At 45.0% G+C, this 24,727-nt stretch carries 24 protein-coding genes; 3 read left to right on the forward strand and 21 right to left on the reverse strand.

Annotated features, from left to right (window positions below):
- Window positions 1–86 precede the first annotated feature (86 nt).
- The 5 genes from MWM02_RS18665 to spoIIR all read right to left on the reverse strand — a co-directional run bounded on the left by MWM02_RS18665 (window position 87) and on the right by spoIIR (window position 4,650).
- Window positions 87–1,382 carry a methyl-accepting chemotaxis protein gene (locus tag MWM02_RS18665; protein WP_064552796.1) on the reverse strand — a complete coding sequence of 432 codons (1,296 nt, stop codon included), beginning with the start codon at window positions 1,380–1,382 and terminating at the stop codon, window positions 87–89.
- Window positions 1,351–1,827: a low molecular weight protein arginine phosphatase gene (locus tag MWM02_RS18670; RefSeq protein WP_064552797.1), complete on the reverse strand. Its 477-nt coding sequence runs from the start codon at window positions 1,825–1,827 to the stop codon at window positions 1,351–1,353. The genes MWM02_RS18665 and MWM02_RS18670 overlap by 32 nt, the downstream gene beginning before the upstream one ends.
- 221 nt (window positions 1,828–2,048) lie before the next feature.
- Window positions 2,049–2,603, reverse strand: coding sequence for a manganese efflux pump MntP (locus MWM02_RS18675; RefSeq protein ID WP_064552798.1), 555 nt, complete (start codon window positions 2,601–2,603; stop codon window positions 2,049–2,051).
- A 64-nt stretch (window positions 2,604–2,667) separates the two neighbouring features.
- Complete coding sequence (locus MWM02_RS18680) at window positions 2,668–3,714, reverse strand: L-threonylcarbamoyladenylate synthase (RefSeq protein WP_244402668.1); 1,047 nt, start codon at window positions 3,712–3,714, stop codon at window positions 2,668–2,670.
- A 201-nt stretch (window positions 3,715–3,915) separates the two neighbouring features.
- The gene (gene spoIIR, locus MWM02_RS18685) at window positions 3,916–4,650 is read right to left on the reverse strand and encodes a stage II sporulation protein R (RefSeq protein ID WP_064552800.1); all 735 of its coding nucleotides are present in this window, start codon (window positions 4,648–4,650) and stop codon (window positions 3,916–3,918) included.
- A gap of 28 nt (window positions 4,651–4,678) precedes the next feature.
- Here spoIIR and MWM02_RS19735 point away from each other — a divergent pair, with 28 nt between their 5' ends.
- Entirely contained in the window at window positions 4,679–4,726 is a 48-nt protein-coding gene (locus MWM02_RS19735) for a KxYKxGKxW signal peptide domain-containing protein (RefSeq protein ID WP_481861781.1), read from the forward strand.
- 20 nt (window positions 4,727–4,746) lie between these two features.
- On the opposite strand, the gene prmC is transcribed toward MWM02_RS19735, so the two are convergent.
- Window positions 4,747–5,613, reverse strand: coding sequence for a peptide chain release factor N(5)-glutamine methyltransferase (gene prmC, locus MWM02_RS18690; protein WP_064552801.1), 867 nt, complete (start codon window positions 5,611–5,613; stop codon window positions 4,747–4,749).
- A complete protein-coding gene (prfA, locus tag MWM02_RS18695; protein WP_064552802.1) occupies window positions 5,603–6,679 on the reverse strand; it encodes a peptide chain release factor 1 in 1,077 nt (358 codons plus the stop codon). The genes prmC and prfA overlap by 11 nt, the downstream gene beginning before the upstream one ends.
- Window positions 6,680–6,954: 275 nt before the next feature.
- Here prfA and adhP point away from each other — a divergent pair, with 275 nt between their 5' ends.
- The gene (gene adhP / locus MWM02_RS18700) at window positions 6,955–7,977 is read left to right on the forward strand and encodes an alcohol dehydrogenase AdhP (protein ID WP_244402669.1); all 1,023 of its coding nucleotides are present in this window, start codon (window positions 6,955–6,957) and stop codon (window positions 7,975–7,977) included.
- Window positions 7,978–8,009: 32 nt separating this feature from the next.
- On the opposite strand, the gene MWM02_RS18705 is transcribed toward adhP, so the two are convergent.
- The 12 genes from MWM02_RS18705 to MWM02_RS18760 all read right to left on the reverse strand — a co-directional run bounded on the left by MWM02_RS18705 (window position 8,010) and on the right by MWM02_RS18760 (window position 21,634).
- On the reverse strand, window positions 8,010–9,464 hold the full coding sequence (locus MWM02_RS18705; protein WP_244402670.1) for a sigma-54-dependent transcriptional regulator: 1,455 nt from the start codon (window positions 9,462–9,464) through the stop codon (window positions 8,010–8,012).
- A gap of 17 nt (window positions 9,465–9,481) precedes the next feature.
- On the reverse strand, window positions 9,482–11,131 hold the full coding sequence (locus MWM02_RS18710; protein WP_244402671.1) for a sensor histidine kinase: 1,650 nt from the start codon (window positions 11,129–11,131) through the stop codon (window positions 9,482–9,484).
- Between the two features lie 2 nt (window positions 11,132–11,133).
- Window positions 11,134–12,282 (reverse strand): iron-containing alcohol dehydrogenase, encoded by a 1,149-nt coding sequence (locus MWM02_RS18715; protein ID WP_244402672.1) that lies wholly within the window; start codon window positions 12,280–12,282, stop codon window positions 11,134–11,136.
- Window positions 12,283–12,472: 190 nt separating this feature from the next.
- Window positions 12,473–13,525 (reverse strand): 2,3-butanediol dehydrogenase, encoded by a 1,053-nt coding sequence (locus MWM02_RS18720; RefSeq protein WP_064552807.1) that lies wholly within the window; start codon window positions 13,523–13,525, stop codon window positions 12,473–12,475.
- 885 nt (window positions 13,526–14,410) lie between these two features.
- A complete protein-coding gene (locus MWM02_RS18725) occupies window positions 14,411–15,028 on the reverse strand; it encodes a thymidine kinase (RefSeq protein ID WP_064552808.1) in 618 nt (205 codons plus the stop codon).
- Window positions 15,029–15,249: 221 nt separating this feature from the next.
- Complete coding sequence (gene rpmE / locus MWM02_RS18730; RefSeq protein WP_064552809.1) at window positions 15,250–15,450, reverse strand: 50S ribosomal protein L31; 201 nt, start codon at window positions 15,448–15,450, stop codon at window positions 15,250–15,252.
- A 194-nt stretch (window positions 15,451–15,644) separates the two neighbouring features.
- On the reverse strand, window positions 15,645–16,919 hold the full coding sequence (gene rho, locus MWM02_RS18735; protein WP_064552925.1) for a transcription termination factor Rho: 1,275 nt from the start codon (window positions 16,917–16,919) through the stop codon (window positions 15,645–15,647).
- A gap of 256 nt (window positions 16,920–17,175) precedes the next feature.
- Window positions 17,176–18,138, reverse strand: coding sequence for a class II fructose-bisphosphatase (gene glpX, locus MWM02_RS18740; protein ID WP_064552810.1), 963 nt, complete (start codon window positions 18,136–18,138; stop codon window positions 17,176–17,178).
- Between the two features lie 28 nt (window positions 18,139–18,166).
- Complete coding sequence (locus MWM02_RS18745) at window positions 18,167–19,453, reverse strand: UDP-N-acetylglucosamine 1-carboxyvinyltransferase (RefSeq protein ID WP_064552811.1); 1,287 nt, start codon at window positions 19,451–19,453, stop codon at window positions 18,167–18,169.
- Window positions 19,454–19,495: 42 nt separating this feature from the next.
- A complete protein-coding gene (gene fsa, locus MWM02_RS18750; RefSeq protein WP_064552812.1) occupies window positions 19,496–20,137 on the reverse strand; it encodes a fructose-6-phosphate aldolase in 642 nt (213 codons plus the stop codon).
- Between the two features lie 105 nt (window positions 20,138–20,242).
- On the reverse strand, window positions 20,243–21,106 hold the full coding sequence (locus MWM02_RS18755; RefSeq protein WP_064552813.1) for a class II fructose-bisphosphate aldolase: 864 nt from the start codon (window positions 21,104–21,106) through the stop codon (window positions 20,243–20,245).
- A gap of 165 nt (window positions 21,107–21,271) precedes the next feature.
- The gene (locus tag MWM02_RS18760) at window positions 21,272–21,634 is read right to left on the reverse strand and encodes a response regulator (protein WP_064552814.1); all 363 of its coding nucleotides are present in this window, start codon (window positions 21,632–21,634) and stop codon (window positions 21,272–21,274) included.
- Between the two features lie 148 nt (window positions 21,635–21,782).
- On the opposite strand from MWM02_RS18760, the gene MWM02_RS18765 reads away from it, so the two are divergent.
- A complete protein-coding gene (locus tag MWM02_RS18765; protein WP_064552815.1) occupies window positions 21,783–22,313 on the forward strand; it encodes a DUF2529 domain-containing protein in 531 nt (176 codons plus the stop codon).
- A 53-nt stretch (window positions 22,314–22,366) separates the two neighbouring features.
- Here the strand turns inward: MWM02_RS18765 and MWM02_RS18770 are convergent, their stop codons facing one another.
- Window positions 22,367–23,965 carry a CTP synthase gene (locus tag MWM02_RS18770; protein WP_064552816.1) on the reverse strand — a complete coding sequence of 533 codons (1,599 nt, stop codon included), beginning with the start codon at window positions 23,963–23,965 and terminating at the stop codon, window positions 22,367–22,369.
- A gap of 158 nt (window positions 23,966–24,123) precedes the next feature.
- Entirely contained in the window at window positions 24,124–24,672 is a 549-nt protein-coding gene (gene rpoE, locus MWM02_RS18775) for a DNA-directed RNA polymerase subunit delta (RefSeq protein WP_198401613.1), read from the reverse strand.
- Window positions 24,673–24,727 lie beyond the last annotated feature (55 nt).

Consider the following 24,727-nt stretch of genomic DNA (forward strand, 5'->3'; position numbering starts at 1 on the left):
TCCTCCTCAGTTTGGTCATATAGAAAAAAGATCGCCTTTCTATTCATTTTACATGTTTCCGATATAGAAGGCGACCTTTCTAAATTTTATCTTGTGCCAAATTGGTCAATTGTTTCTTTTAATTTTTTCGCTTGTTCCGCCAATTCTCCCGCCAGTTCGTTTACATGCTGAATAACGGAAGTTTGCTCTTGCGTCGCCGCCGTTACCTCCGTTGCTCCGGCCGACGTTTCTTCGGCGATCGCCGCCACTTCCTGCGACTGAATCGCTGCTTTTTCGATATGGGTCATTTGTTCTTTCACTAATTCAGCGATTTCTTGGACAGAACGGACGACTTCGTGAATCGATTGGGTCATTTCCGCAATCGCGTCGTTCGTATCAGCGCCTTTTGCTGCTTCCTCATTCGCAGCCTTTACTTGCTCATGAATTTGCGCGACGACATGCGCAACTTCTTTTTGAATGTTTTGAATCAGTTCGGAAATTCCTTGCACCGCTTTCGCGCTTTCATCGGCAAGCTTGCGGACTTCCTCCGCGACAACGGCGAAACCTTTGCCATGCTCCCCAGCGCGCGCCGCTTCGATGGAGGCGTTTAAAGCAAGCAAATTCGTTTGCCCGGCAATATCGCCAACAAGAGAAATGATGTTTTCTACTTCTTTTGCATGCTGTTCTAGCCGCTGGACAGCAACTAAAGACGTTTGGTTATCGCGCGCCAACTGTTCGATGCCACTAACAAGCGAGCCGATAACTTCGCGGCTTTTATGCAGCGTTGTCACCATCTCTTTTGCTAATTGTTCCGACTGGTTTGCCTTTTGCTGCACTTGATCGGCGATGCGCAGCACATCGTCCACCGATTCGGCAGCCGTTTGCATCGATACAGCAGAGTCATTTGCTCCTTTAGAAATTTCTTCAATCGTGTGAGCAATATCTTTCGAACGCTCTGACGCAACGAGAGAGGCGTTCGTAATTTCGACGACTTTCTCATTCGTACGGGAAAAGTTATCTTCAATGTTTTGCACGATTGTTCGCAAACTTCGCAACATTTCATTGAAGGCAAGCCCTAATGACCGAATTTCGTCATCTGATTTAGATAACGGAACATCTTCGTTAATTTGTCCGCTCGCCGCTTTAATCGCCGCCTGTTCCAGCCGGTGTAACGGCTTCGTGATAACTCCTGATGCTATGTACGCAAGTATGCCTGACCAGATGATGCCGAGCAATAGTGTAATAATGGTAAACACGCTTTTGTTCATCGAAGTGAAGAATAAATCATACAAAACATAAATAAAAAATGCGCTTGTAGAATACGTAATGATGGCTAATACTGTTGTAAACACAACAAGCTTCAGGCGTATACTAAAGCGATATTTCCGTTTTGTCCTTTCCATTCTCTTCTCCCCCAAGCTTACGTGCAAGATGATCAATTAGTTTTTCTAGCTCATCTCTCGTCTGACGATACGTTTCAATAGAGCCTCCAAACGGATCGGATACGTCTCCTCGTTTTCCGAGAACAAATTCTTTGAGCGTGAACGTTTTCTCTTTCGCGTCTGGAAATCTTTCAATGATTAGTTGCTTATGCCTAGCCGTCATCGCGAAAATATGCGTCGCCCAATCGACATCTTCCTTTTTTAACAGCGACGAACGATGTTCCGCCTCAATCCCTTTTTCTTTTAAAACCGCTTTCGCATGAAGCGAAGCATCGCTGCCCTCCACGGCAAACACTCCCGCTGATTTCACCTCCACATCCGGCAGCTGCTTGCTGTTAAGCAGCGCTGCCGCCATCGGGCTGCGACAAGTGTTCCCCGTACAAACAAATAAGATACGATGCGACATACCAACACCTCTACTTCGTTCATCACTTGACCAGTATAAATTATAAATTAATTATAATTATAATAAAAATTACTAGCAAATATAGCATTAAAAAACCTACCGCAAAAAGTTTATAATTGTATATTTGTCGCTGTTTCCGAGCGGGCAAACTTGACACTTCGTCTTTCTTCCTTTTTGACCACCGATTTTCACATTGCAAACTGGTAGCAGGAATCTCACGCTTAAAACGAAAATAATAGCTTCAGTCCAAACACAAATAAAATGCTGCCGCCAAGCGCTTCGCTGTAAGCGCCAAGCCATTGTTGAAAATGGCGGCCCAGCATTAATCCTATCCATGTCAATATCATGCTGAAAAAACCGAACAATAAAATCGTCAGCAACGTTCGCGCTCCGTAAATGCCGAGACTAAGCCCAACGGAAAAACTGTCAAGACTCACGCTAAAAGCAAAAAAAATAAGTCCTATTCCCATCGGCGAAGCAAATGAATCGTCTTCCTTTTTAAAGGATGTAGCGATCATTTGCATTCCTAACAATAGCAGCAACACTCCGCCGATATAGGAAGCGATGCCGCCAAACTGCTGCGATAAAAAGCGGCCGGCGAAAATTCCTAGAAGCGGCATAATAATATGAAAAACGCCAATCGTTACGCCTATATAAAAAATTTGTTTGAATCGCAAGCGAAACAACCCCATGCCTAACGCGACGGAAAACGCGTCCATTCCTAACGCGAACGCCATCATCGATAGCGCCACAAGCTCACCGATGAACACACCCATCTTATTTCCCTCCCCGGACTTGCCTTACTGTCAGCATATGCGTGTCCGGGAATATTTAGAAGGTTTATTTTTCCGCAATCACTTGATGGCCCGCCGCTTTTCTGAGCCGGTTCATAATCGCGGCGCCGATCCCCTCCGTTGGAAACGATTCGCTATAAATGAAGTCAACGTTCGTTTCGTCAAATTTGCGAAGCGTATCATATAAACGGCTCGCTACGGTGCGCAAATCATGGCGCGACCCGCACGTCAACACCACGTCGGCATCATAAAACGAGCGGTTTTCTTCCGTTGTCATTACCCCGACTTTTTTTCCAAGCGCCCGTTGCTGATTCACAAGCGTTTGCAAAAAAGAAGGGGATCCTTGGACGATCGCCATCGGCGATTTTGGGGCGTAATGTGTATATTTCATCCCAGGCGATTTCGGCGTTTGCCGTTCGTCCGTCAGCGCGCTGTCGGCGGCGACGTTTCCGATTACTTGTTCAAGCGCTTCTTTTGTCACACCGCCGGGGCGCAAAATCGTCGGCACATCGGAGGTGCAGTCAAGCACGGTCGATTCGACGCCAATACCTGTTTCTCCTCCATCGACAATGCCGGCAATCTGTCCGTTTAAATCGGCGAACACATGCGCCGCTGTCGTCGGGCTCGGACGCCCTGATATATTAGCGCTCGGCGCGGCTAACGGCAATCCGCTTTCTTCGATTAGCGCAAGGGCAACAGGATGAGCTGGCATGCGCACCGCTACGGTCGATAATCCTGCTGTCACTTTGTCGGAAATGACTCCTTCTTTTTTTGGCAAAATGAGCGTAAGCGGTCCCGGCCAAAAATGTTCGATTAACGTTCTCGCGAGGCAAGGAACGTCGGAAACAATCTCGTCCAGCTGTTGCAAATGAGCGATGTGGACAATAAGCGGGTTGTCGCTCGGCCGGCCTTTTGCCGCAAAAATTTTTTCCACCGCCTTCGTGTCTTTTGCGTTTGCTCCCAATCCGTACACCGTTTCCGTCGGGAATGCCACCACTTCGCCGTCTTTCAGCCATTGCGCGGCCTCTTTAATCTGTGAATAAATAAGCCGTTTATCAACAATATTATCCACAACCCAAACTTTCGTGTTCACTTTATTCACCTCAAATACCGTTGTTCCTTATTAGGAAATGGCTTCGCAAGACTAATAGTTTCCTTGAGAATTATATCGCAAAAAGCAAAAAAAGAAAAATGTTCCATACATTTTATCCACAAAATGTGGATAAATATGTTATTTAAGTGGATAAGTTTGTGGATATGTGCGTTAGTTTTGCACATTTATCCACAAAAGCGATTATGGAATCAACTTGTCAATAAGTTCTTTCACAAAAAATTTCACCTCCACAGGCTGCTCGTTTTCTTCGACAAACAGAGGATCCTGCTTCATTTTCGATTCCTTCGTCGCGCTATCGCGTTCTTGCTGACTGCCTATCTTTGCTGTACCGTCATTTGCCTCACGCCCTTGCGCATTCACTTGACTCATTCCGTTATTCGCAACGTATGATTGTCCGCTCATCTGCACTGCATCACTATTTCCAAAGTCAAGGAAACAGAGCGGCGGAAATAAAACGCACCACCAATTTGCCCCTTTTCCATTACCAAGCGTAATTAAAACTGCATCATATCGCCCGGCTGGATAAACGTAATCGCCGTAAATTTTTGTTGGAAAATCGACTTTTCCAAACTGTACTTTATACGATTGATCGCTACGTTCTTTCCGCAATACATCGGCTACGGTTTGTTCAATTTCGGGGAGATGGGAGCGAATCACACGCTTCGCCTCTTGAAAAGAGGTTAAATCAGCTACCCATCCATTCATTTGCGCGTTGACCGCATCACGCACTTTTCGTTTCAGCGCTTGATCTTCTGCGGAATCGCTATTGGCCAAAATCCTTAGACGGATCGCTTCGTCCGGAACGGCGACCGCCGCGTTCGCCCCCGCTTTCGTTTGATGCCCATATACATTGACAAGCACGCCGACCATAAATAGCAACATATATAAAATAATGGCGATATTGTTTTTATTCATTTGCCTACACCGTCCTTCCCACTAACCATTGTGGACAGCGCAGACAAATTTTAAACTCTATAAATCTAAAAAATAACTTCCAGCTGATGCTGGAAGTTATTTTCCTAATGTAACATATACCATTCTATCTTTTCCGTTTATGTCGAAAACCACTTCCACTGTTGCATGTGGAAACGTCTTCCGCAACATTGCCGCGACCGTCTCTCCCTGACCAGCTCCCACTTCGAGCGCAACAAGCGCGCGTTCGCGCAACACGAACGGCAGCTCGCGGGCAAAGCTCCGGTAAAAATCAAGGCCGTCTTTGCCGCCGGCAAGCGCCCGCAGCGGCTCGTGATTTTTGACGACAGGGGAAAGCGAAGCAATTTCGTCTTCTGGAATATACGGCGGATTGGACACGACAACATCGACTTTGCGATTTGCCTCGATAAGCGGCCGCAATAAGTCGCCGCAAATAAACGTGACGTCCGCTCCGAGGCGCTGGGCGTTCTGTTTCGCCACTTGCAGCGCTTCAGGGGAAATATCAATAGCGGCGACGGAAAGTGCTGGATTTTCTAGCGCCAATGTAATCGCGATCGCCCCGCTTCCCGTTCCAACATCGACCACATCGATCGTTGTATTTCTCGGAAATAGCTGTGTGATTCTCGTTAACACGCCTTCCACCAATTCCTCTGTTTCCGGGCGGGGAATAAGCACATCGCGGTTGACGAGAAACGGCCGGCCGTAAAATTGCTCAAATCCGATCAGATGCTGCACCGGAACGTGTTCATACGCATGCTTGCGAACATCCTCTTCAAACGATTGGTGCGCGTTTTCATCGATCGGATCGCGCAGCCGCGCCAACAGCTGGGCTCTCGTGATTCGCAAGTGGTGGCAGAGCAACAGCTCCGCGACGCGTTCTTCTTTTCCATACTGTTTTAAAAAAGAAGAAGCCCATGCAAGGACTTCATAAATTTTATGATTCATTGTTCGCCTGCTCCAATTTTTTCGCTTGATCGTCTAAGATCAGCGCTTCAATAATCTCATCGAGACTGCCGTCCAACACTTGGTCAAGCTTTTGAATCGTCAGCCCGATGCGGTGGTCAGTCACGCGGTTTTGCGGGAAGTTATATGTGCGGATTCGCTCGGAGCGATCCCCTGTTCCGACCGCTTGTTTACGCGTCTGATCGTACTCCGCCCGCGCTTCCTGCTGGTATTTGTCATAAATGCGGGCACGCAACACTTTCATCGCTTTTTCTTTGTTTTTAATTTGCGATTTTTCGTCTTGGCACGTCACGACGATTCCCGTTGGAATATGCGTCAGGCGCACCGCCGACATCGTGGTGTTCACGCTTTGTCCGCCCGGACCGCTTGAAGCGAACGTATCGACGCGAATATCTTTTTCGTTGATTTCGACTTCGATTTCTTCCATTTCCGGCAAGCAAGCAACCGTTGCCGTCGACGTGTGAATGCGTCCGCCCGATTCCGTTTCCGGGACGCGCTGCACGCGATGTGCGCCGTTTTCGTATTTCAGCTTGGAATATGCGCCTTTTCCGATGATCGTAAAAATAATTTCCTTATATCCGCCCAATCCAGTCGGGTTCGCTTCGATTACTTCCGTCTTCCATCCTTGCGATTCTGCATAGCGCGTATACATCCGGTACAAGTCGCCGGCAAACAGCGCCGCTTCCTCTCCTCCCGCCGCCGCGCGGATTTCCATAATGACGTTTTTCTCATCGTTCGGATCTTTCGGCAAAAGAAGAATTTTTAATTTATTGATAAGCTCTTCCTGACGTTGTTCTAATTCGTCAATTTCTTCTTTTACCATTTCCCGCATTTCCGGATCAAGCTTTTCTTCCAACATCGCTTTTGCATCGTCAAGCTGCTTGCAGACGGATTTGTATTCGCGATACGTCTGCACCGTTTCTTCCAAATCCGACTGTTCTTTCGAATAGTCGCGCAGCTTTTTTGGATCATTGATCACTTCCGGATCCATGAGCAGCTGATTTAATTTTTCATAACGTTCTTCTACCGCTTCCAGACGTTCAAACACGCTTTTCACCTCTGTTTTTCGATGCACAGTCTAATTTATTATTATATCGCAAATATATGAAACAGAAAAGTGCATATCGCGAAAGAGTTTAGCAAACGAGAAAACGTCTGTATTACGAGAATTGGTAAAAAATCCCCAAAATTTCGTTCAACTTTAACAAAAACTCGGCAAAAACCAGGCATTTGCCATAGAAAAACCGGTTTTTTCTGTTGGCACGCTTTTTGCGTTATAAATTGGCGAAACTCTATTTGGAAATTTAGAAAGGGGTAGGGAGAATGAAAGCGGCAGTTGTCAACGATTTTAAACAAAAATTAGAAATTAAAGAGGTGGAAAAACCAAAGCTAAACTACGGAGAAGTGCTTGTCAAAATTGAGGCTTGCGGCGTTTGCCACACCGATTTGCATGCGGCGCACGGAGACTGGCCAGTCAAGCCAAAACTGCCTTTGATTCCCGGACACGAAGGGGTAGGCATTGTCGTCGAGGTGGCAGAAGGGGTAAAATCGGTTAAAGTCGGCGACCGTGTCGGCATTCCATGGCTATACTCCGCTTGCGGAGAATGTGAATATTGCCTAAGCGGGCAAGAAACGCTCTGTCCGCATCAATTAAACGGTGGATATTCCGCCGATGGGGGATATGCGGAATACTGCAAAGCGCCTGCCAATTATGTTGCAAAAATTCCGGAACACTTGGATCCGGTGGAAGTCGCGCCAATTCTCTGCGCGGGTGTAACGACATATAAAGCGCTAAAGGTATCTAACGCCAAACCGGGAGAATGGGTAGCCATCTACGGAATCGGAGGGTTAGGGCATATCGCCCTTCAATACGCGAAAGCAATGGGATTAAACGTCGTCGCGGTCGATATTAGCGACGAAAAGATAGATCTCGCCAAACAGTTAGGCGCTGATATTGCCATCAACGGACAAAAAGAGGATCCAGTGGAAGCCATTCATCAAAACGTGGGCGGAGTACATGCCGCCATTAGCGTTGCCGTAACGAAAAAAGCGTTCGAACAAGCCTATCAATCCGTAAGACGCGGCGGATGCCTTGTTGTTGTCGGACTGCCTAATGAAGACTTGCCGATTCCTATTTTCAATACGGTATTAAACGGAATCACGGTGAAAGGATCGATCGTCGGCACGAGAAAAGATATGCAAGAAGCGTTGGACTTCGCCGCGAAAGGAAAAGTGCGCCCGATCGTCGAAACCGCTCCATTGGAAAAAATCAATGAAGTATTTGAGAGAATGGAAAAAGGAAAAATTAACGGCCGAGTCGTTTTAACCATTGGTGTCAACCGCTAATGGAATAAATTAAAAGGGACTGCTTTTCCGCTTTATTCTTTTGCAGCAGTCCCTTTTTCTTTCAATAAATAGCGAAGCTGGCGCACCGTAATGTTTAACCGCTCTGCCGCTTCTTTTTTATCTCCTAACGTTTCCTTTAGCGTTTTCCGGACGAAAAAGCGCCCGATCTCCGTTTCCAAATCTTTTACGGCATCCAAAACACGTTGAAGGTCAAGGCGCCGCTCGCTTTCCTCCCATAATGATAAAATATAGTTCGTCCAGTTTGTTAAGTAAGATGGTAAATCCATCTCTTTTTTATCTTTCGTTTCATCTGATGGAACAGAAATTATGCTCGTTTCCGTTTTTATTTTTTCTGGAAGATAATCGGGAGTGATGACCGTCGTTTCTCCTTCGGCCAACGCCACTGCTCTTTTTACTACGTTAAAAAGCTCTCTGACATTTCCCGGCCATGGATATTGTTTCATTTGCAAAATGGCATCGTCGGAAAAAGTAAGAGCGCAATTCAATTTTTTTAAAAAATGCTCTATCAAAACAGGCAGATCCTCTATTCGTTTTCGTAAAGGAGGGATCGTTAATTTTACCACGTCCAGCCGGTACAACAAGTCTTCGCGAAACGTTTTCTCCTTCACCGCTTGGCTGAGATTGACATGAGAAGCAGCGATAATTCTAGCGTTTGTTTTACGGACGGTTTCACCACCGACACGAAGATACTCTCCCGTTTCCAACACACGTAATAATTTTACTTGCGTCACCAAGGACGCCTCGCCTATTTCATCCAAAAATAATGTTCCTCTGTTCGCTATTTCGAAAATTCCTTTCTTTTCTTTCAACGCACCAGTAAACGCCCCTTTTTCATGGCCAAACAATTCGCTCTCCAACAGTGTTTCAGACAGCGCCCCGCAGTTAATTCCAATAAAAGGCTGATCGTGGCGCATGCTTGCTTGATGAATAAAACGCGCCAGCACTTCTTTTCCCGTTCCCGTTTCTCCTTCAATTAACACGTTTACGTTTTTTTTCGCGACTTTATACGCCAGCTTGATTAAATCGTTCATTTCTTTATTCGTTCCAACAATAAAACCGAGCGCTTCCGCCAGCTTATACATATCATGTTGCGACGCATGGACGTTATTATCGAGCAATTCTTCAATCGTTTTTTCCAACTCATCAATATCGTCGAACGGCTTCTCAATATAATCACTTGCGCCATACTTAATTGCTTCCACCGCGGTCTTCACGGTGCTATATCCTGTCATAATAATCGCCTTGCACGATGGTTGAACAGCTTTTAACTGTTTTAACAGTTCCAACCCATTTGTATCTGGCAATTTTACATCGATCAAGGCAAGATCAAATGAATATTGTTGTATGAATGTTAAAAAGTCTTTTCCATTCGACCCTAACTTGACACGATATCCTTTGCCTTCTAACAAATGAAGAAAAAACGTGCATACTTCTCGTTCATCGTCAACGATTAACACGTTGGGCATGCTATCCACTCCCACGTTTATTGCTTTGCCGGCAGCTTTAACATAAATGTACTTCCTTTTCCAGGCTGGCTTGTCACTTCGATCGTCCCGCCGTGGGCCTGCGCGATTCCCAAGCTGACGGATAATCCAAGTCCCGTTCCTTTTCCTGGCCTTTTCGTCGTAAAAAACGGATTGAAAATTTCTTGTAAATATTGTTTTTCGATTCCTTTGCCGTTATCTTGAACCATTAAAAGAACCCATTTCTTTTCATCTTCCGCCATCGACTTTGTTTCAATAGAAATTACTTTTTCCGGAATATCCATTTCTTCCAATGCGTCTTTGGCGTTAATTAAAAGATTTAAAACAATTTGCCCGATTTGCTGAATGTTTCCTTCCACCAATTCCAGCGAACGATCCAATTTTTTCTGAATGATGATATTTTGCTTCCTAATTTGGTCCCCTATTAACCCTAGCACTTGTTCCACCGCCTCATTGACAGAGCAATCTTCAAACATATATTCATCCTGGCGGGAAAAAGTCAATAGGTTTTGGATAATCGTTTTGCATCTCCTTCCGCACGAATAAATATCGGAAAGCAATTTGTAGGAACGATCGCCTTTTGCTGCCGTTCGCAACAGCAATTGGGCATTGCCTAAAATAGCCGTCAATGGATTATTTAATTCATGGGCGATCCCCGCCGCCATCTCTCCGATTGCCGCTAACTTTCCCGATTGCACTAGCTGCGCTTCAATCCGGCGTTTCTCCGTAATGTCATTAATATAAACGATAATGGCATATATATGCTCTTTTTCATTTAATACTGGATAACCACGCAATTCGCATATTCGTTTTTGAAAATGAATCTCCTGATACACAGGCTTTTTTGTTTGCACAATTTGCAAAACAGGGCTGTGATGGATGTCCATTGACAAAAGTTGATGAAAGTCTTGCTTCTCACGTTGATGAAGTTGGAAAAATTCTTTCGCCGCATCGTTATATTTCAAAATATTTCCTTCTAAATCAACAACGAAAATCATCTCTGAAACTGCGCGAAATGTTTCCTCCCATTCCTTTTTACTAGTGAGAACCTCGTTGTAAAGACGAGCGTTTTCAATGCACACGGCTAACTGGTCGCAAAACTGTTGAAAGAAGGTCAAATCATCTTCGTCATATTCCATGATTTGTTTACTTCCTATGCTGAGCACGCCGATTACTTTGCCTTTGCGAACAAGCGGAACTAACAAGACGCTGCGAATTCCTAAAGACTCGTACACTTCATCTTCTATATAGCTTTCTTTATCGAAATCTACTTGATAAAAAACTTTTTCAAGCGATTCAACTACTTTCCAATAAAGGGAGCGCTTTTTGGAAAAGTCAAATCCAATCGGAAAATACAATGAATGGGGAGGATACACATTCGTTAAAAGCAATTTTTCGTTTTCGCACATAGACAAGCTGATTCTTTCGATTGGCAAAATCGTTTGTAGCTTATCAAAAACGTTTTTCAGCATTTCATCGATGGACATATCGATATTAAAGCTTTTGGTTACATCATTAATAATTTCCAGCTGCATATTTTTCTTTTTGAGCTCAATCACCGTTTTCTTTAATTCGTTATAGTAGCTTTTTTTCGAAGACTGCACGCCAGTCAATAAGTTAATCATTTGTTGTCGATCTCTTGCTTTCATCTCTACCATGCCCTTCTAAATATTTCTTCAATATCCTCTACGGTAACATCTCGGGGATTTGTGATCATGCAAGCATCATCAAGGGCGATTAAACTCATATGCGGTATTTCATCTTTTTCCAACCCTATATCGGATAACCGCTGCGGAGCGTCAATCTCCATCGTTAATTGTTTTATATACTCAATTGCTTTTCTTCCCGCTTCCATGTGCGACAATCCGCGAATGTCAACGCCAAGAAACGCCGCGATATCCGCAAATTTTTTCGGGTTGGCCAACAAATTATATTCCATCACATGCGGAAGCAAAATAGAATTGATATCGCCATGAAGAACTGGATACTTTCCGCCAACGGCATGCGACATAGCATGCACCGCGCCTAAAATGGCGTTAGAAAACGCAAGACCAGCCTGCAAACTAGCCATTGCCATATTTGCTTTCGCTTCTTGGTTTATTTTTGAAGCAACAGATGGGCGCAAATACTCTGATACTAAAGAAATAGCGTTTTTCGCTTGGACATCTGTTAACGGGGTTGCAGCCAAACTTACATATGCTTCAATGCCATGTGTTAAAACATCCAAACCGGTAGAAGCGGTTAAATGGGCGCTTTTTGTCGATAATGTCTCCGGATCAACAATCGCAATATCTGGAATAAGAGATTTTGAAATAATCGTCATCTTTTTTTGCCCCAACGTATCAACAATTACTGAAAATTGCGACACTTCAGAACCTGATCCAGCCGTAGTGGGAATCATCACTTGCGGAGGCAGCGGGTTTTTGATTTTGTCGACACCTTCATAATCGTGAATCTTTCCTCCGTTGGTGACCAGAATGGCAACGGCCTTCGCCACATCTAACGGGCTTCCTCCCCCTATTCCGATGATCGCATCACATTCATTTTCTATGTAAGCTTTGCATCCTTTTTCTACTTCGACATCTTTTGGGTTAATCGTTACATCGCTAAATACCGTATATCGCAAATTCGCCTGTTTGCAGCTTTTGATGACAGCATCTAACCATCCGGCTTCGATCACTCCCGGGTCGCTGACAATGAAAACGTTCGTTGCCCCAAGCCGCAAACAGCTTTCCCCCGCATGTTCAATAGCGCCATTCCCAAAAATGACCTCTGGCATCACAAATTTGTGAATATTCATATTCCCCACCCAACTAGATATGTTTTCAACATGTTACGAATTGAAAGTCTCTCTTCTGCCGAAACTAGCAAAACCTTTTAATAATCATACGGATCTTCTCTCGAAAGACGACTCAGCTTGTCGACAAAGTCGACAAGCTGAATCATTAATCCATCATGGATTAATCCTTGGAACGATTTTTTTGCTGTCTTTATTCTGGTTTGACCAAAATTTTCACTTGGTCTTTTTCTTTCATAAGCGTTTCAAATCCTTCTGCAACAATATCATCTAGCTTAATTCGTTTCGTAACGAGCTTTTCCGCTTGGAAGTAGCCTCGTTTCATTAGCTCCATTACCGCAGGGAAAATATCGCGGTACGCAATAATTCCTTTTACGTTTCTTTCTTTTAATACGATATTATTTGGCCGAATGTTCGCTTCTTTTTCCCATATACTAACGATAATCGTTTCTCCTTCGAATGTAGTACTATCAACGGCTTGTTGTAAAACGGCCGGCACTCCTGTTACTTCAAATGCAACGTCGACGCCGCCATCAGTCAATTCGACAAGCTTTTGAACCGGATCTTCCTCTTTCGGATTGATGACAGATGTGGCGCCGAGCTCTTTCGCTTTTTGCAAACGTTCTTTGGAAACTTCTACTGCATAAATTTCTGAGGCGCCAGCTGCTTTCAATGCTTCAATAACGAGAAGACCTATAGGACCCGTTCCAAAGACAGCAGCTTTATCACCAGGTTTAATTTTGCTTAATCTAACAGCATGTAAAGCTACGGCCGCCGGTTCCACCAGCGCTCCTTGTTCAAAAGAAAGACCTTCAGGCATTTTGTGCACCATATGTTCATCAACGACGGTATATTCTGAGAATCCACCGCCTCCTCCGGATAGACCATGAAATCCTAAATGATCGCAAAGATTGTATTTCCCCTTTTTGCAAGCTGGGCATTCTCCACAGCGAAGAATAGGTTCAACAACGACAGGATCCCCAACTTTGACTTTAGTAACTCCTTCCCCAACTTCCACTACTCGTCCCGAAAATTCGTGACCCATGATAATAGGAGCGACATCTTTACTAACGGGATGAGGATTTTGGACAGGAATAAAAATTGGACCTGCCGCATATTCGTGTAAATCGCTCCCGCAAATTCCCGCCCATTCGACTTTAATTTTTACTTTTCCTTTTCCTGCTTTCGGTTCTTCCACTTCTTCTACTCGAATGTCTCTAGCATTATACCATCGCGCTGCTTTCATTAGTTTCCCCTCCCAAAAATTTTTTTATATTTATTATTATTGTATCATTTAAACTTAGTTCTTTTCTATAATAAATAGAAAGCGCTTTATTATACCAATCGTTTTTGTCGTCGATCTCCGGTCGTGCAAAAAGCCCGGGGGATCGACGACAGTGTTGCTTTTGCCTCTTCCTTACAGCCATCATCGATCCACTCTATTGACCAAATTTTCAAAATTGCTTATACTGAACTTGAGTGGTTTTAAAAAATATTGATTTATCAACATTTTCTGGGGTTTTTATCTTACCTATGAGGAATTGAAACAAATCTTTTTCAGCTTGTTGTAGCTCCTTTTCTTCGTTTTTATCTTACCTATGAGGAATTGAAACGCATCCGTAGCCACAAAACTCCCAATCGTTCGGTCAGTTTTTATCCTACCTATAAGGAATTGAAACGGATGGAAGCCGGTGGATCGGTGAAAATCATATCGGCTTGTTTGCTGTTTGCATTACTTACCTAGTAAGGAATCGAACAAGCTTGCAGGATTGGATTGATCCTTGCAAGCTATTTTTATTTGTATCTTTCCTTATGAAAAAATTGAAACAAAAAATGTAAACCAATGCGATTTTACTTTTCTTTGAGAATGAAAGGCATGCAGTTGTATAGGGATAGACATATGAAGAAGGCAAATAGAGGCTTGCAAAGATAATAAAAGGACTGGCCTCAAAAACAGTCGAGTCCCAGTCCGATTTGCACTTTGTGGATAGTAAAAAGAACAGCTTGGATTTATCGAACAAACAAAAGAGCAACCGCACCAGCCTAACGGTGGTAATAATTTTCCCGTTTGCCGCTTCCCTGCCGCTAGGCGTTTCCTGAATTCCTAAAAACAAACGGCGGAAACTGCCAGTCAGCGGGCGAGATGATCGTTGGTTTGGCCATTTTTCGCTGGCTTATCGGGAACTTCGTGGTGGTGGCGGCAGCGCGGCTCGTACGATTCGCTCGCTCCCACTAAAATAACCGGGTCGTAATAAGATGCCGGAACGCCGTCAATAAGACGCTGCGTTCGGCTTGCCGGAGAACCGCATACCGTGCAAACCGCTTGCAGTTTTGTCACCGATTCGGCAATCGCCATTAATGTCGGCACAGGTCCAAACGGTTCGCCGCGAAAATCTTGATCCAATCCTGCAACGATCACTCGATAACCGCGGTCTGCCAACGTTTGAACAACTTCGATAATGTCGTCGGAAAAAAATTGCACTTCATCAATGGCAATGACATCCGTTTTTTTAGAAATATGTTCAAAAATTTCTTGCGGCGAAGAAACGGGAATAGCAATCACCGAATTTCCGTTGTGAGAAACGACCGCTTCTTCGCTATAGCGGTTATCAATAGTCGGTTTGAATACTTTCACTTCTTGCTTCGCAAACGTCGCGCGACGAACGCGGCGGATCAATTCTTCTGACTTTCCGGAAAACATGCTTCCGCAAATGACTTCGAGCCAGCCGGACTGCTTCATAATGTACATGAAACGCCTCTCCCTTCGTTCTCGTCTGCCGGCTTATGTATAATTATTGTGCCTTGTTTGCCCATAAAAAAACAGGCAAGTAATCAGCCGCTTGCCTGTTTTTCCATTTGGCACGCTAGGACGTGATTGGCGCCTGTTGTGGAGCCATGAAGGCAACATTTCGCCGTTGCCCACAGGACGCGGGCTGCCTTTAGGCGAAACAATGGCTCCTTCCGCTTTTCTTATTTTAAGCCGTATTTTTTGTTGAATTTATCGACACGTCCTGTAGCAGAAACAAATTTTTGACGTCCTGTATAGAATGGATGGCATTCGGAGCAGATTTCCACACGCAATTCATCTTTCACAGAACCGCTTTCGAATTCGTTTCCGCACGCGCAACGCACGATGACTTTTTTGTACTCTGGATGAATTCCTGGTTTCATTGTTTTCATCTCCTTCCGCCCTGTATCATTTCGAAACAGAGTTTATATATCGTTATTTGCATCATATATTGGCGTTTACCAAAACACACATGTTAAAATTATAACAACTTTGTTTTCCTTTTGCAACCGGTGATTTTTGCCGATTTGTTCCTCCATCGTCCTAGCTCCTATACGAATTGCTTGCGAATCTCCTGTCAAATCCGCACAATTCCGTTATTTTTCCATTCTTCATCCAACATGGCGAAAAATTCTTCGTTTGATTTTGTTTGACGAAGCTTGCTTAAAAATCGTTCAATAAAATCAGGGGAATCAGACATCGTTTTTCGAATCGCCCATAACTTTTCAAGATGCTCTTTTGGGATGAGCAGCTCTTCCTTGCGCGTGCCTGAACGGCGGATATCGATCGCCGGGAAAATGCGCCGCTCCGCCAGCGACCGGTCAAGGTGAAGCTCCATGTTTCCGGTTCCTTTAAATTCCTCGTATATCACGTCATCCATACGCGAACCGGTATCGACAAGGGCAGTAGCCAAAATCGTAAGGCTGCCGCCTTCTTCAATATTGCGCGCCGCTCCGAAAAACCGTTTCGGACGGTGGAACGCAGCCGGATCAATCCCCCCCGAAAGCGTGCGGCCGCTCGGCGGGATGACTAAGTTATAAGCGCGAGCTAAACGAGTGATGCTGTCCATCAGAATGACGACATCTCGTTTATGTTCAACAAGACGCATCGCTCTTTCTAGCACTAGTTCCGCAACTTTAATATGATTTTCCGGCACTTCGTCAAATGTCGAACTGACGACATCCCCATTCACCGATCGCTCGATGTCGGTTACTTCTTCTGGTCGTTCGTCAATAAGGAGAACAATGAGTTCCACTTCTGGATGGTTTGTCGTGATGCTGTTGGCGATTTCTTTTAATAACATCGTTTTCCCAGCTTTTGGAGGAGCTACAATCAGGCCGCGCTGCCCGAACCCGACCGGGGCAATCAAGTCAATAATTCTCGTTGACAGCTTGTCCGGAGTTGTTTCCAATTTCATTTGTCGATTTGGGTATAACGGTGTTAACGCTGGAAAGTGCACCCGTTCCTTCGCGACTTCCGGATCTTCGCCATTGACTGCCTCGACATGAAGCAATCCGAAATAGCGTTCGTTTTCTTTTGGAGGGCGCACTTTCCCGGACACTTTATCCCCGTTTCGCAAATCGAAGCGGCGAATTTGCGACGCGGAAATATAAATATCTTCTGAACTCGGAGAGTAGTTGATCGGGCGTAAAAAACCGAATCCTTCTGATTGAATGATTTCGAGCACGCCCTCCATAAAAAGCAATCCGTCTTGCTCCGCACGCGCTTTCAAGATGGCAAAAATAAGCTCTTTTTTCGTGAGTTTACTGTAATAGGAAATTTTATATTGGCGAGCGAGCTCATATAGCTCTTTTAGTTTCATATTTTCTAACGTAGACAGTGTTAACTCCATTTCGACACCACACTTTTGCAATTTTTCATTTTCTCCCATATTGCCTTTGAACATTTAATGAAATTGAAACGGACGGGATGAAAAGAAGGCGATGAAGGCTGAAAATAAGAAGTAGAATGGCAGAGCTTATTTTATGCACATGCAGCATGACTATTTTACCCTTTTTGCCGTTTTTTAATCAATAGTTTTTTCATTTCACTGATAAAAATAAACGAGGGCGACAGGTTTTACCTTTCGCGCCCCGCTAGTCCCGTTTTTATTTAATGACTAAATTCGGCTTTTTCTTTAAACTGTGGCGGCCTTCAATAAAGCGAACCGTCCCCGATTTGGCCCGCATGACAACAGAATAGGTGAGACCGTATGTCCCTTTAAATTGCACGCCGCGCAGCAGTTCTCCGTCCGTGACACCGGTAGCGGCGAAAATCGCATCGTCCCCTTTGACCAAGTCTTCCATGCGCAACACTTTGTTGACGTCAATGCCCATTTTTTTGCATCGTTCTAATTCTTCATCATTTTGCGGCAGCAATTTTCCTTGAATTTCCCCGCCTAAACATTTGAGCGCCACCGCGGCCAACACTCCTTCCGGCGCCCCACCGGAACCGAACAAAATATCGACACCCGTATGGTCGAATGCGGTATTAATCGCAGCGGCGACATCGCCGTCATTGATCAGCTTGATGCGCGCTCCCGCTTCTCTCAGTTCAGCGATGAGCCGTTCATGGCGCGGTCTGTTTAATACGACGGCAACGACATCTTCAATATCTTTGTTTTTCGCTTTGGCGACAGCTTTCAAATTATCGATCACCGGCGCTTCAATATCAATCATTCCGACCGCTTCAGGACCGACGGCGATTTTGTTCATATACATGTCAGGAGCGTGAAGCAAATTGCCGTGATCAGCCACAGCGACGACCGCCAATGCGTTCCAGCCGCCAGAAGCGACGATATTCGTGCCTTCCAGCGGGTCTACCGCAACATCCACGCGAGGTCCATAACCGTTGCCGAGCTTTTCTCCAATATATAACATCGGCGCTTCGTCCATTTCTCCTTCGCCGATGACGACTGTTCCTTTCATCGGAATCGTATCAAATACGTTGCGCATTGCTGACGTTGCCGCTTCGTCCGCTTCATTCTTTTTGCCCCGCCCCATCCATCTGGCGGCGGCAAGAGCGGCCGCTTCCGTGACGCGAACTAGCTCCATTGATAAACTTCTTTCCATTGGGACTTCTCCCCCTCCCCTTCGTTGACTACGCATTTTTGACTTGCTCAATTTCTTCGTCTGTCATTTTTTCTCGCCAAATCGTCGCGCCTATTCCTGCTAACTTTTCGACAAGATTGCTGTATCCGCGGTCAATGTGCTCCACTCCTGCAATTTCGGTAAGCCCTTCTGCCATTAAACCGGCAATAACAAGCGCTGCGCCTGCGCGCAAATCGCTCGCTTTTACTTTTGCGCCCTGCAGTTGAATCGGGCCAGTGACAATGGCGGAACAGCCTTCCACCTTTATGTTCGCGTTCATCCTGCGAAGCTCGTCGATATGCTTAAAACGGGCGCTATAAATCGTATCGGTAACGACGCTTGTTCCGTGCGCTTTTGTTAAAAGAGAAGTAAACGGCTGCTGTAAATCAGTTGGAAATCCAGGATAAACAAGCGTTTTCACATCCACTGCTTTTAAATCCGGAATACTGGAAACAAGGATTTGATCGTCGCTCGTTTCCACATGAACGCCCATTTCGCGCAATTTCGCGGTCAATGATTCGACGTGCTGAGGAATAACGTTATCGATGACTACTTCTTTTCCCATCGCTGCTGCAGCAATCATATATGTACCAGCTTCAATGCGGTCCGGGATAATCGAATGGCGGCATCCCGATAATTTCTCGACGCCATCGATGCGAATGACGTCAGTTCCGGCGCCCTTAATGTTTGCCCCCATATTGGAAAGCAGTGTCGCCACGTCAATAATTTCCGGCTCTTTTGCAGCGTTTTCAATAATCGTCCGACCTTTGGCGCGCACCGCTGCCAACATGATGTTAATCGTCGCTCCCACGCTTACCACATCCAAAAAAATACGGGCACCCCGCAATTCTTCTGCGCGCAAATAAATTGCGCCTTGCTCGTTCGTTACTTTCGCTCCCAGCGCCTCAAAGCCTTTAATATGCTGGTCAATCGGGCGCGGGCCCAAGTGGCATCCTCCCGGCAGCCCTACAACCGCTTTTTTAAACCGGCCAAGCATCGCTCCCATTAAATAATACGAAGCGCGTAATTTTTTTACTTTTCCATTCGGCAGCGGCATTGGTACCATATTTGTCGGATCGATGACCGCTTTTTTGCCATCGAAATGGAACGTTCCGCCAATCTCCTCAATTAAGTCTCCTAAAATCCGCACGTCAGAAATATCCGGCAATCCTTCAATCGTAACTGGTGAATCAGCAAGAATGGTCGCGGGAATAAGGGCAACGGCGCTGTTTTTTGCGCCGCTTACCTTTATCGTTCCCTGCAACGGATCGCCGCCGATAATTTTGATTTTTTCCATTATAGTCTCCCTTCTTTAACGAAGTTGACTGTTATTTTTCTGTTATTTTTGCCGATTCCAGTCTGCCAAAAACTTTTCAATTCCCTGATCCGTCAATGGATGGTTAAACAACTGCATTAATACTTTGTACGGAACAGTAGCGATATGCGCCCCTCTTAGCGCGGCTTCCGTCACATGAAGCGGATGACGGATCGAAGCGGCGATAATTTCCGTATCAATTCCGTGAATATTAAAAATATTGGCGATCGTAGAAATGAGTTCAAAGCCGTTATGTCCGATATCGTCTAGGCGGCCAAGAAATGGAGATACGTACGTCGCTCCAGCGCGTGCCGCTAATAACGCTTGGTTGGCCGTAAACACTAATGTAACGTTCGTCTTAATTCCTTTTTCGGTAAATACTTTCACCGCTTTAAGCCCTTCTGGCGTCATCGGCACTTTAATCGTAATGTTCGGGGCGATTTTTGCCAGCTCTTCTCCTTCTTCAATCATTCCTTCTGCATCGGTGGAAATGACTTCAGCGCTAACCGATCCGGAAACAATCGATGTAATTTCGCGGAGACGATCATGGAACGGGACGTTTTCTTTCGCAACAAGGCTCGGGTTTGTCGTCACGCCGGCTAAGATGCCAAGCTCGTTCGCTTTTTTAATTTCCTCCAAATTGGCCGTATCAATGAAAAATTTCATAGCAATACCCCCCCTTAGCGTTGATAAAGTGGGAAAGGGAACCCGCGATAACATCACAACGTGCGTCGTTTCGTCAAGCGTTTCCCTTTCCCAATGATCGAAATGTTATTGGACTGCTTTTCCGGAAGAACCAAACTCGCGCATTTTTCCAATTACTGTCGCTTTAATCGCGTCGCGACCAGGACCGATAATTTTGCGAGGATCGTATACTTTTTCATCTTTCGCCAACAATTCGCGGACAACTTTTGTAAATGCCATTTGGTTTTCAGTATTGACGTTAATTTTTGAAGTGCCGAGGGAAATGGCGCGCTGAATTTGTTCTGTCGGGATGCCTGTACCGCCGTGAAGCACGAGCGGAACACCTGTCAGGTCACGAATTTGCTCCATCTCCGCAAATCCCAGTTTTGGTTCCCCTTTGTACGGACCGTGTACAGAACCTAAAGCAGGCGCTAAACAGTCAATCCCTGTCCGTTTGACTAATTCTTCACATTCCTTCGGATCCGCATAAATAATGCCTTTACCAATAACATCGTCTTCTTGGCCACCAACCGTGCCTAATTCCGCTTCTACCGATACGCCGCGCGCATGAGCATACTCCACCACTTGAGAAGTGATTTTAACGTTTTCCTCAAACGGATGATGGGAAGCGTCAATCATGACAGAAGTAAATCCAGCATCGATCGCTTCTTTACATTTTTCAAAGCTGGAGCCATGATCAAGATGGATCGCTACCGGAACGGTAATATTCATATCTTCCATTAATCCTTTGACCATGTTGACCACTGTTTTAAAGCCGCTCATATAACGCGCCGCACCTTCGGATACTCCGAGAATGACCGGTGATTTTTCTTCTTCCGCCGCCGCTAAAATCGCCTGTGTCCATTCTAAGTTGTTAATGTTAAATTGACCGACAGCGTATTTTTCCCGCAACGCCTTGTTAAGCATTTCTGTCATGGATACTAAAGGCATAGTAAAATCCTCCTTATGCTTCAACGTCATCGCCTTTCTTAAAATAGCTATGCGTCATTCCGGCAGGATATATGTATGAAAGGCGTAAATAGTCTTACGTTATAAGCATACCAACTTACAAACAAAACAGCAACATTGTAACTCAAGGAAAACGTGACAACTTTCCTACGAAAATAAAAGCCTTTTCACTGCCGCGCGCAAATCATCGATATCAAACGGCTTCGCAAAATGCATCATCGCGCCTAATTCTTTTGTTTCTTGAATCATGTCAAGCTCCCCGTAAGCAGTCATAATAATGACTTTAATATCTCGGTCGATTTCTTTTAATCGTTTTAATATTTCGATCCCATCCATTCCAGGAATTTTCATGTCTAACAACACTAAATCAGGGCGGTGTTTTTGGACGATTTCTAGCGCTTGCATGCCGTTAGCGGCTTGATATGTCGTATATCCTTCTTTTTGAAACACTTCGTTTAACAAAATGCGAATGCCGTATTGATCATCGACAATTAAAATTTTGTTGCCCATCTATAGACACCCCAATTCTTTGTTTTGTTTTTGTTCCATGTTATTAGTTTCGCATCGTTCGGTTATTTTCCTGCCGCTTTTTTGCACTTGGATAAATTCCAATTGGTAAACCAGTTTATTATAATAAGCAACGGAAGGAGGAGGAACAGTGAAAATTTTTGCGACGCAAATGATCGGCTATTTAAAAAAAATATCAGAAGAAGAAGAAATGGCATTCGAGGACGGAGCGCGTCTGCTTGCGCAGGCGATTGTCGGGGACGGCCGCGTTCTGCTTCACGGCTTTCACGAAATGGAAGCGGTCGTCATCGAAGCGCTTTACGGGCCGGATCCGCTGCCACGGGCAACCCGTTTAATGGAAAACGGCCGCCTGCGCAGCGACATTGATGAAACAGACCGCGTTTTATTGGTTGCGCGGTTTTCACATGACAACGACGCCATCCGCCTTGCCGAACAATTAAAAGAACGAGGTCTGGAAATCGCCGCCATTTCCGCTGTCGTCAAAGACGAGCAGCCATCGCTCGTTGATATTGTCGATGTCCATATCGACAGCAAATTGCTAAAACCGATCATTCCAAAAGATGACGGCAGCCGCATCGGCATGCCGACGGTGATTACTGCCTCGTTTGCCTATTATGGTCTTTTGCTTACCATTTATGATATTCTGGAAGAATACGAGTAATAAAAAAAGGACTATCAACCGATGCGGAAGATAGTCCTTTTCTCGTGTAAATGCTAAGATTGTTTCAATGACGCTTTAATAAATTCACGGAACAACGGCTGCGGTCTTGTCGGCCGCGATGTAAATTCCGGATGAAATTGGGCGGCGACGAACCATGGGTGGTCTTTTAATTCAATAATTTCGACAAGGCGGCCGTCCGGGCTTGTACCGGAAAAGATGAACCCATGCTGTTCCATGATTTGACGATAATGATTGTTAAACTCGTAACGGTGGCGATGGCGTTCATAAATCACTTCATCTTGATATGCTTCATAGGCAAGCGTTCCTTCTTGAATCTTGCAAGGATATAGACCGAGACGCAGCGTGCCGCCTAAATCTTCGATATCCTTTTGTTCTGGAAGCAAATCGATGATCGGATGCGGCGTATTCGGGTCAAATTCAGCGGAATGGGCTTCTTTTAATCCGACGACATTGCGGGCAAACTCTATTGAAGCAAGCTGCATTCCGAGACAAATTCCGAGGAACGGAACTTTCTGCTCGCGCGCGTAACGAATCGCTTCAATTTTCCCTTCGATGCCGCGGTCGCCAAATCCGCCCGGCACAAGGATACCGTCCACGTCGCTTAATAGATCGGCGACGTTCCCCTTATTGACGTGCTCGGAATTAACCCACTTTATGTCAATGTCGGTGTCGAACACATATCCGGCATGACGCAGTGCTTCTACTACAGAAATGTACGCATCTTGCAGTTCGACATATTTTCCGACCAGCGCAATTTTTGTTGTCCTCGACAAATTGCGCACTTTTTCGACAAGCGCTTTCCATTCCGTCATGTCCGCTTCTTTACAATCCAGCTTTAAATGTTCGCAAACGATTTGGTCTAATTTTTGCTCTTGCAGCATAAGCGGAACGGCATATAACGTATCGGCATCGCGCGCTTCAATGACCGCTTTCGGATCAATGTCGCAAAATAGCGCGATTTTTTCTTTCATATCTTGGGATATCGGCATCTCGGTGCGAACAACGATGACGTTTGGCTGAATACCGAGGCTTCTCAGTTCTTTTACGCTATGTTGGGTTGGTTTTGTTTTCATTTCGCCAGCCGCTTTAATATATGGAACGAGCGTGCAATGAATGTACATGACGTTGTCGCGGCCAACATCGCTTTTTATTTGGCGAATCGCTTCTAAAAATGGCAGCGACTCAATGTCGCCGACCGTCCCGCCAATTTCCGTAATGACGACATCCGCGTTCGTTTCCCGGCCGGCCCGAAATACTCGTTCTTTAATTTCGTTCGTGATGTGCGGAATAACTTGCACCGTGCCTCCTAAATAGTCGCCGCGGCGCTCTTTTTTCAAAACGGCAGAATAAATTTTTCCCGTCGTAACGTTGCTGTATTTGTTTAAGTTAATATCAATAAAGCGCTCATAGTGCCCTAAATCAAGATCCGTTTCCGCGCCATCGTCGGTAACGAACACCTCTCCGTGCTGATAAGGGCTCATCGTTCCCGGGTCGACATTAATATACGGATCAAACTTTTGAATCGTCACGTTTAAGCCGCGGTTTTTTAATAGCCGCCCCAGCGACGCCGCCGTAATTCCTTTTCCTAACGATGATACAACACCGCCAGTAACAAAAATATATTTTGTCATCTTGCGTTTTCCCCCCTGACAATTTAAGTGTTTGCCAAATACAAAAATAAAAAACGCTCCACTTACGCATATGTAAGGGAGCGATATATTTACATCGGTCTGTTTTCAAGAGCCCAGATAAGATTTTACATAGTTCTATTAATAAAGTCAAGAGAATATTATTCCTCTTCTTCCGGATCATCGATATCTAAATCTTCATCCAGTTCGTCATCCCCTAAGTCAAATTCATCGTCACCAAGAAGGTCTTCATCAAACGCTTCATCGCCGAGGCCAAATTCGTCATCTTCAAGAAGTTCGTCTTCATCTGGATCCAGCACGTCTTCGTCGAATTCATCAAGATCATCATAATCGATATCTTCATCATCCATGATTTCATCGTAGTCATCGTAATCATCAATCGCTTTTTTCTTCTTCTTCGGCTTGGTGATCGTTACCGTTTCATCTTCTGTTTGATCAAACGGATACCAAACGCGCAAGCCCCAAACATTTTCACCGACACAAATAAAACGGCCGTCAATATTTAAATCTGTATAATATTGAGCAAGACGTTTTTTGATCTCTTGCTCAGACAAACCGATCAGCGCAGCAACTTCGTTAACAAGTTGTTGAAACGATAACGCTTCCTTTTTCTCAGATAAAACGAGACTAGCGAGTTCGACAAACGACATTTCTCGCAATTCCTCTTGAGAGTATTGCTGCAAACTCAAATTCGGCACTCCCCTTCTATGTAATAAACTGACAAATGAATGCGATGAATACATA

The organism is Parageobacillus sp. KH3-4, assembly GCF_022846435.1.
GTDB classification, from domain to species: domain Bacteria; phylum Bacillota; class Bacilli; order Bacillales; family Anoxybacillaceae; genus Parageobacillus; species Parageobacillus thermoglucosidasius_A.

What these genes read in the sequence shown, in the direction of transcription:
- MWM02_RS18665 (WP_064552796.1), bottom strand. Translation starts at nt 1,382, where the DNA reads ATGGAAAGGACAAAACGGAAATATCGCTTTAGTATACGCCTGAAGCTT.
- MWM02_RS18670 (WP_064552797.1), bottom strand. Translation starts at nt 1,827, where the DNA reads ATGTCGCATCGTATCTTATTTGTTTGTACGGGGAACACTTGTCGCAGC.
- MWM02_RS18675 (WP_064552798.1), bottom strand. Translation starts at nt 2,603, where the DNA reads ATGGGTGTGTTCATCGGTGAGCTTGTGGCGCTATCGATGATGGCGTTC.
- spoIIR (WP_064552800.1), bottom strand. Translation starts at nt 4,650, where the DNA reads ATGAATAAAAACAATATCGCCATTATTTTATATATGTTGCTATTTATG.
- prmC (WP_064552801.1), bottom strand. Translation starts at nt 5,613, where the DNA reads ATGAATCATAAAATTTATGAAGTCCTTGCATGGGCTTCTTCTTTTTTA.
- adhP (WP_244402669.1), top strand. Translation starts at nt 6,955, where the DNA reads ATGAAAGCGGCAGTTGTCAACGATTTTAAACAAAAATTAGAAATTAAA.
- MWM02_RS18705 (WP_244402670.1), bottom strand. Translation starts at nt 9,464, where the DNA reads ATGCCCAACGTGTTAATCGTTGACGATGAACGAGAAGTATGCACGTTT.
- MWM02_RS18710 (WP_244402671.1), bottom strand. Translation starts at nt 11,131, where the DNA reads ATGAAAGCAAGAGATCGACAACAAATGATTAACTTATTGACTGGCGTG.
- MWM02_RS18715 (WP_244402672.1), bottom strand. Translation starts at nt 12,282, where the DNA reads ATGAATATTCACAAATTTGTGATGCCAGAGGTCATTTTTGGGAATGGC.
- MWM02_RS18720 (WP_064552807.1), bottom strand. Translation starts at nt 13,525, where the DNA reads ATGAAAGCAGCGCGATGGTATAATGCTAGAGACATTCGAGTAGAAGAA.
- MWM02_RS18725 (WP_064552808.1), bottom strand. Translation starts at nt 15,028, where the DNA reads ATGTACATTATGAAGCAGTCCGGCTGGCTCGAAGTCATTTGCGGAAGC.
- rpmE (WP_064552809.1), bottom strand. Translation starts at nt 15,450, where the DNA reads ATGAAACCAGGAATTCATCCAGAGTACAAAAAAGTCATCGTGCGTTGC.
- rho (WP_064552925.1), bottom strand. Translation starts at nt 16,919, where the DNA reads ATGGAGTTAACACTGTCTACGTTAGAAAATATGAAACTAAAAGAGCTA.
- glpX (WP_064552810.1), bottom strand. Translation starts at nt 18,138, where the DNA reads ATGGAAAGAAGTTTATCAATGGAGCTAGTTCGCGTCACGGAAGCGGCC.
- MWM02_RS18745 (WP_064552811.1), bottom strand. Translation starts at nt 19,453, where the DNA reads ATGGAAAAAATCAAAATTATCGGCGGCGATCCGTTGCAGGGAACGATA.
- fsa (WP_064552812.1), bottom strand. Translation starts at nt 20,137, where the DNA reads ATGAAATTTTTCATTGATACGGCCAATTTGGAGGAAATTAAAAAAGCG.
- MWM02_RS18755 (WP_064552813.1), bottom strand. Translation starts at nt 21,106, where the DNA reads ATGCCTTTAGTATCCATGACAGAAATGCTTAACAAGGCGTTGCGGGAA.
- MWM02_RS18760 (WP_064552814.1), bottom strand. Translation starts at nt 21,634, where the DNA reads ATGGGCAACAAAATTTTAATTGTCGATGATCAATACGGCATTCGCATT.
- MWM02_RS18770 (WP_064552816.1), bottom strand. Translation starts at nt 23,965, where the DNA reads ATGACAAAATATATTTTTGTTACTGGCGGTGTTGTATCATCGTTAGGA.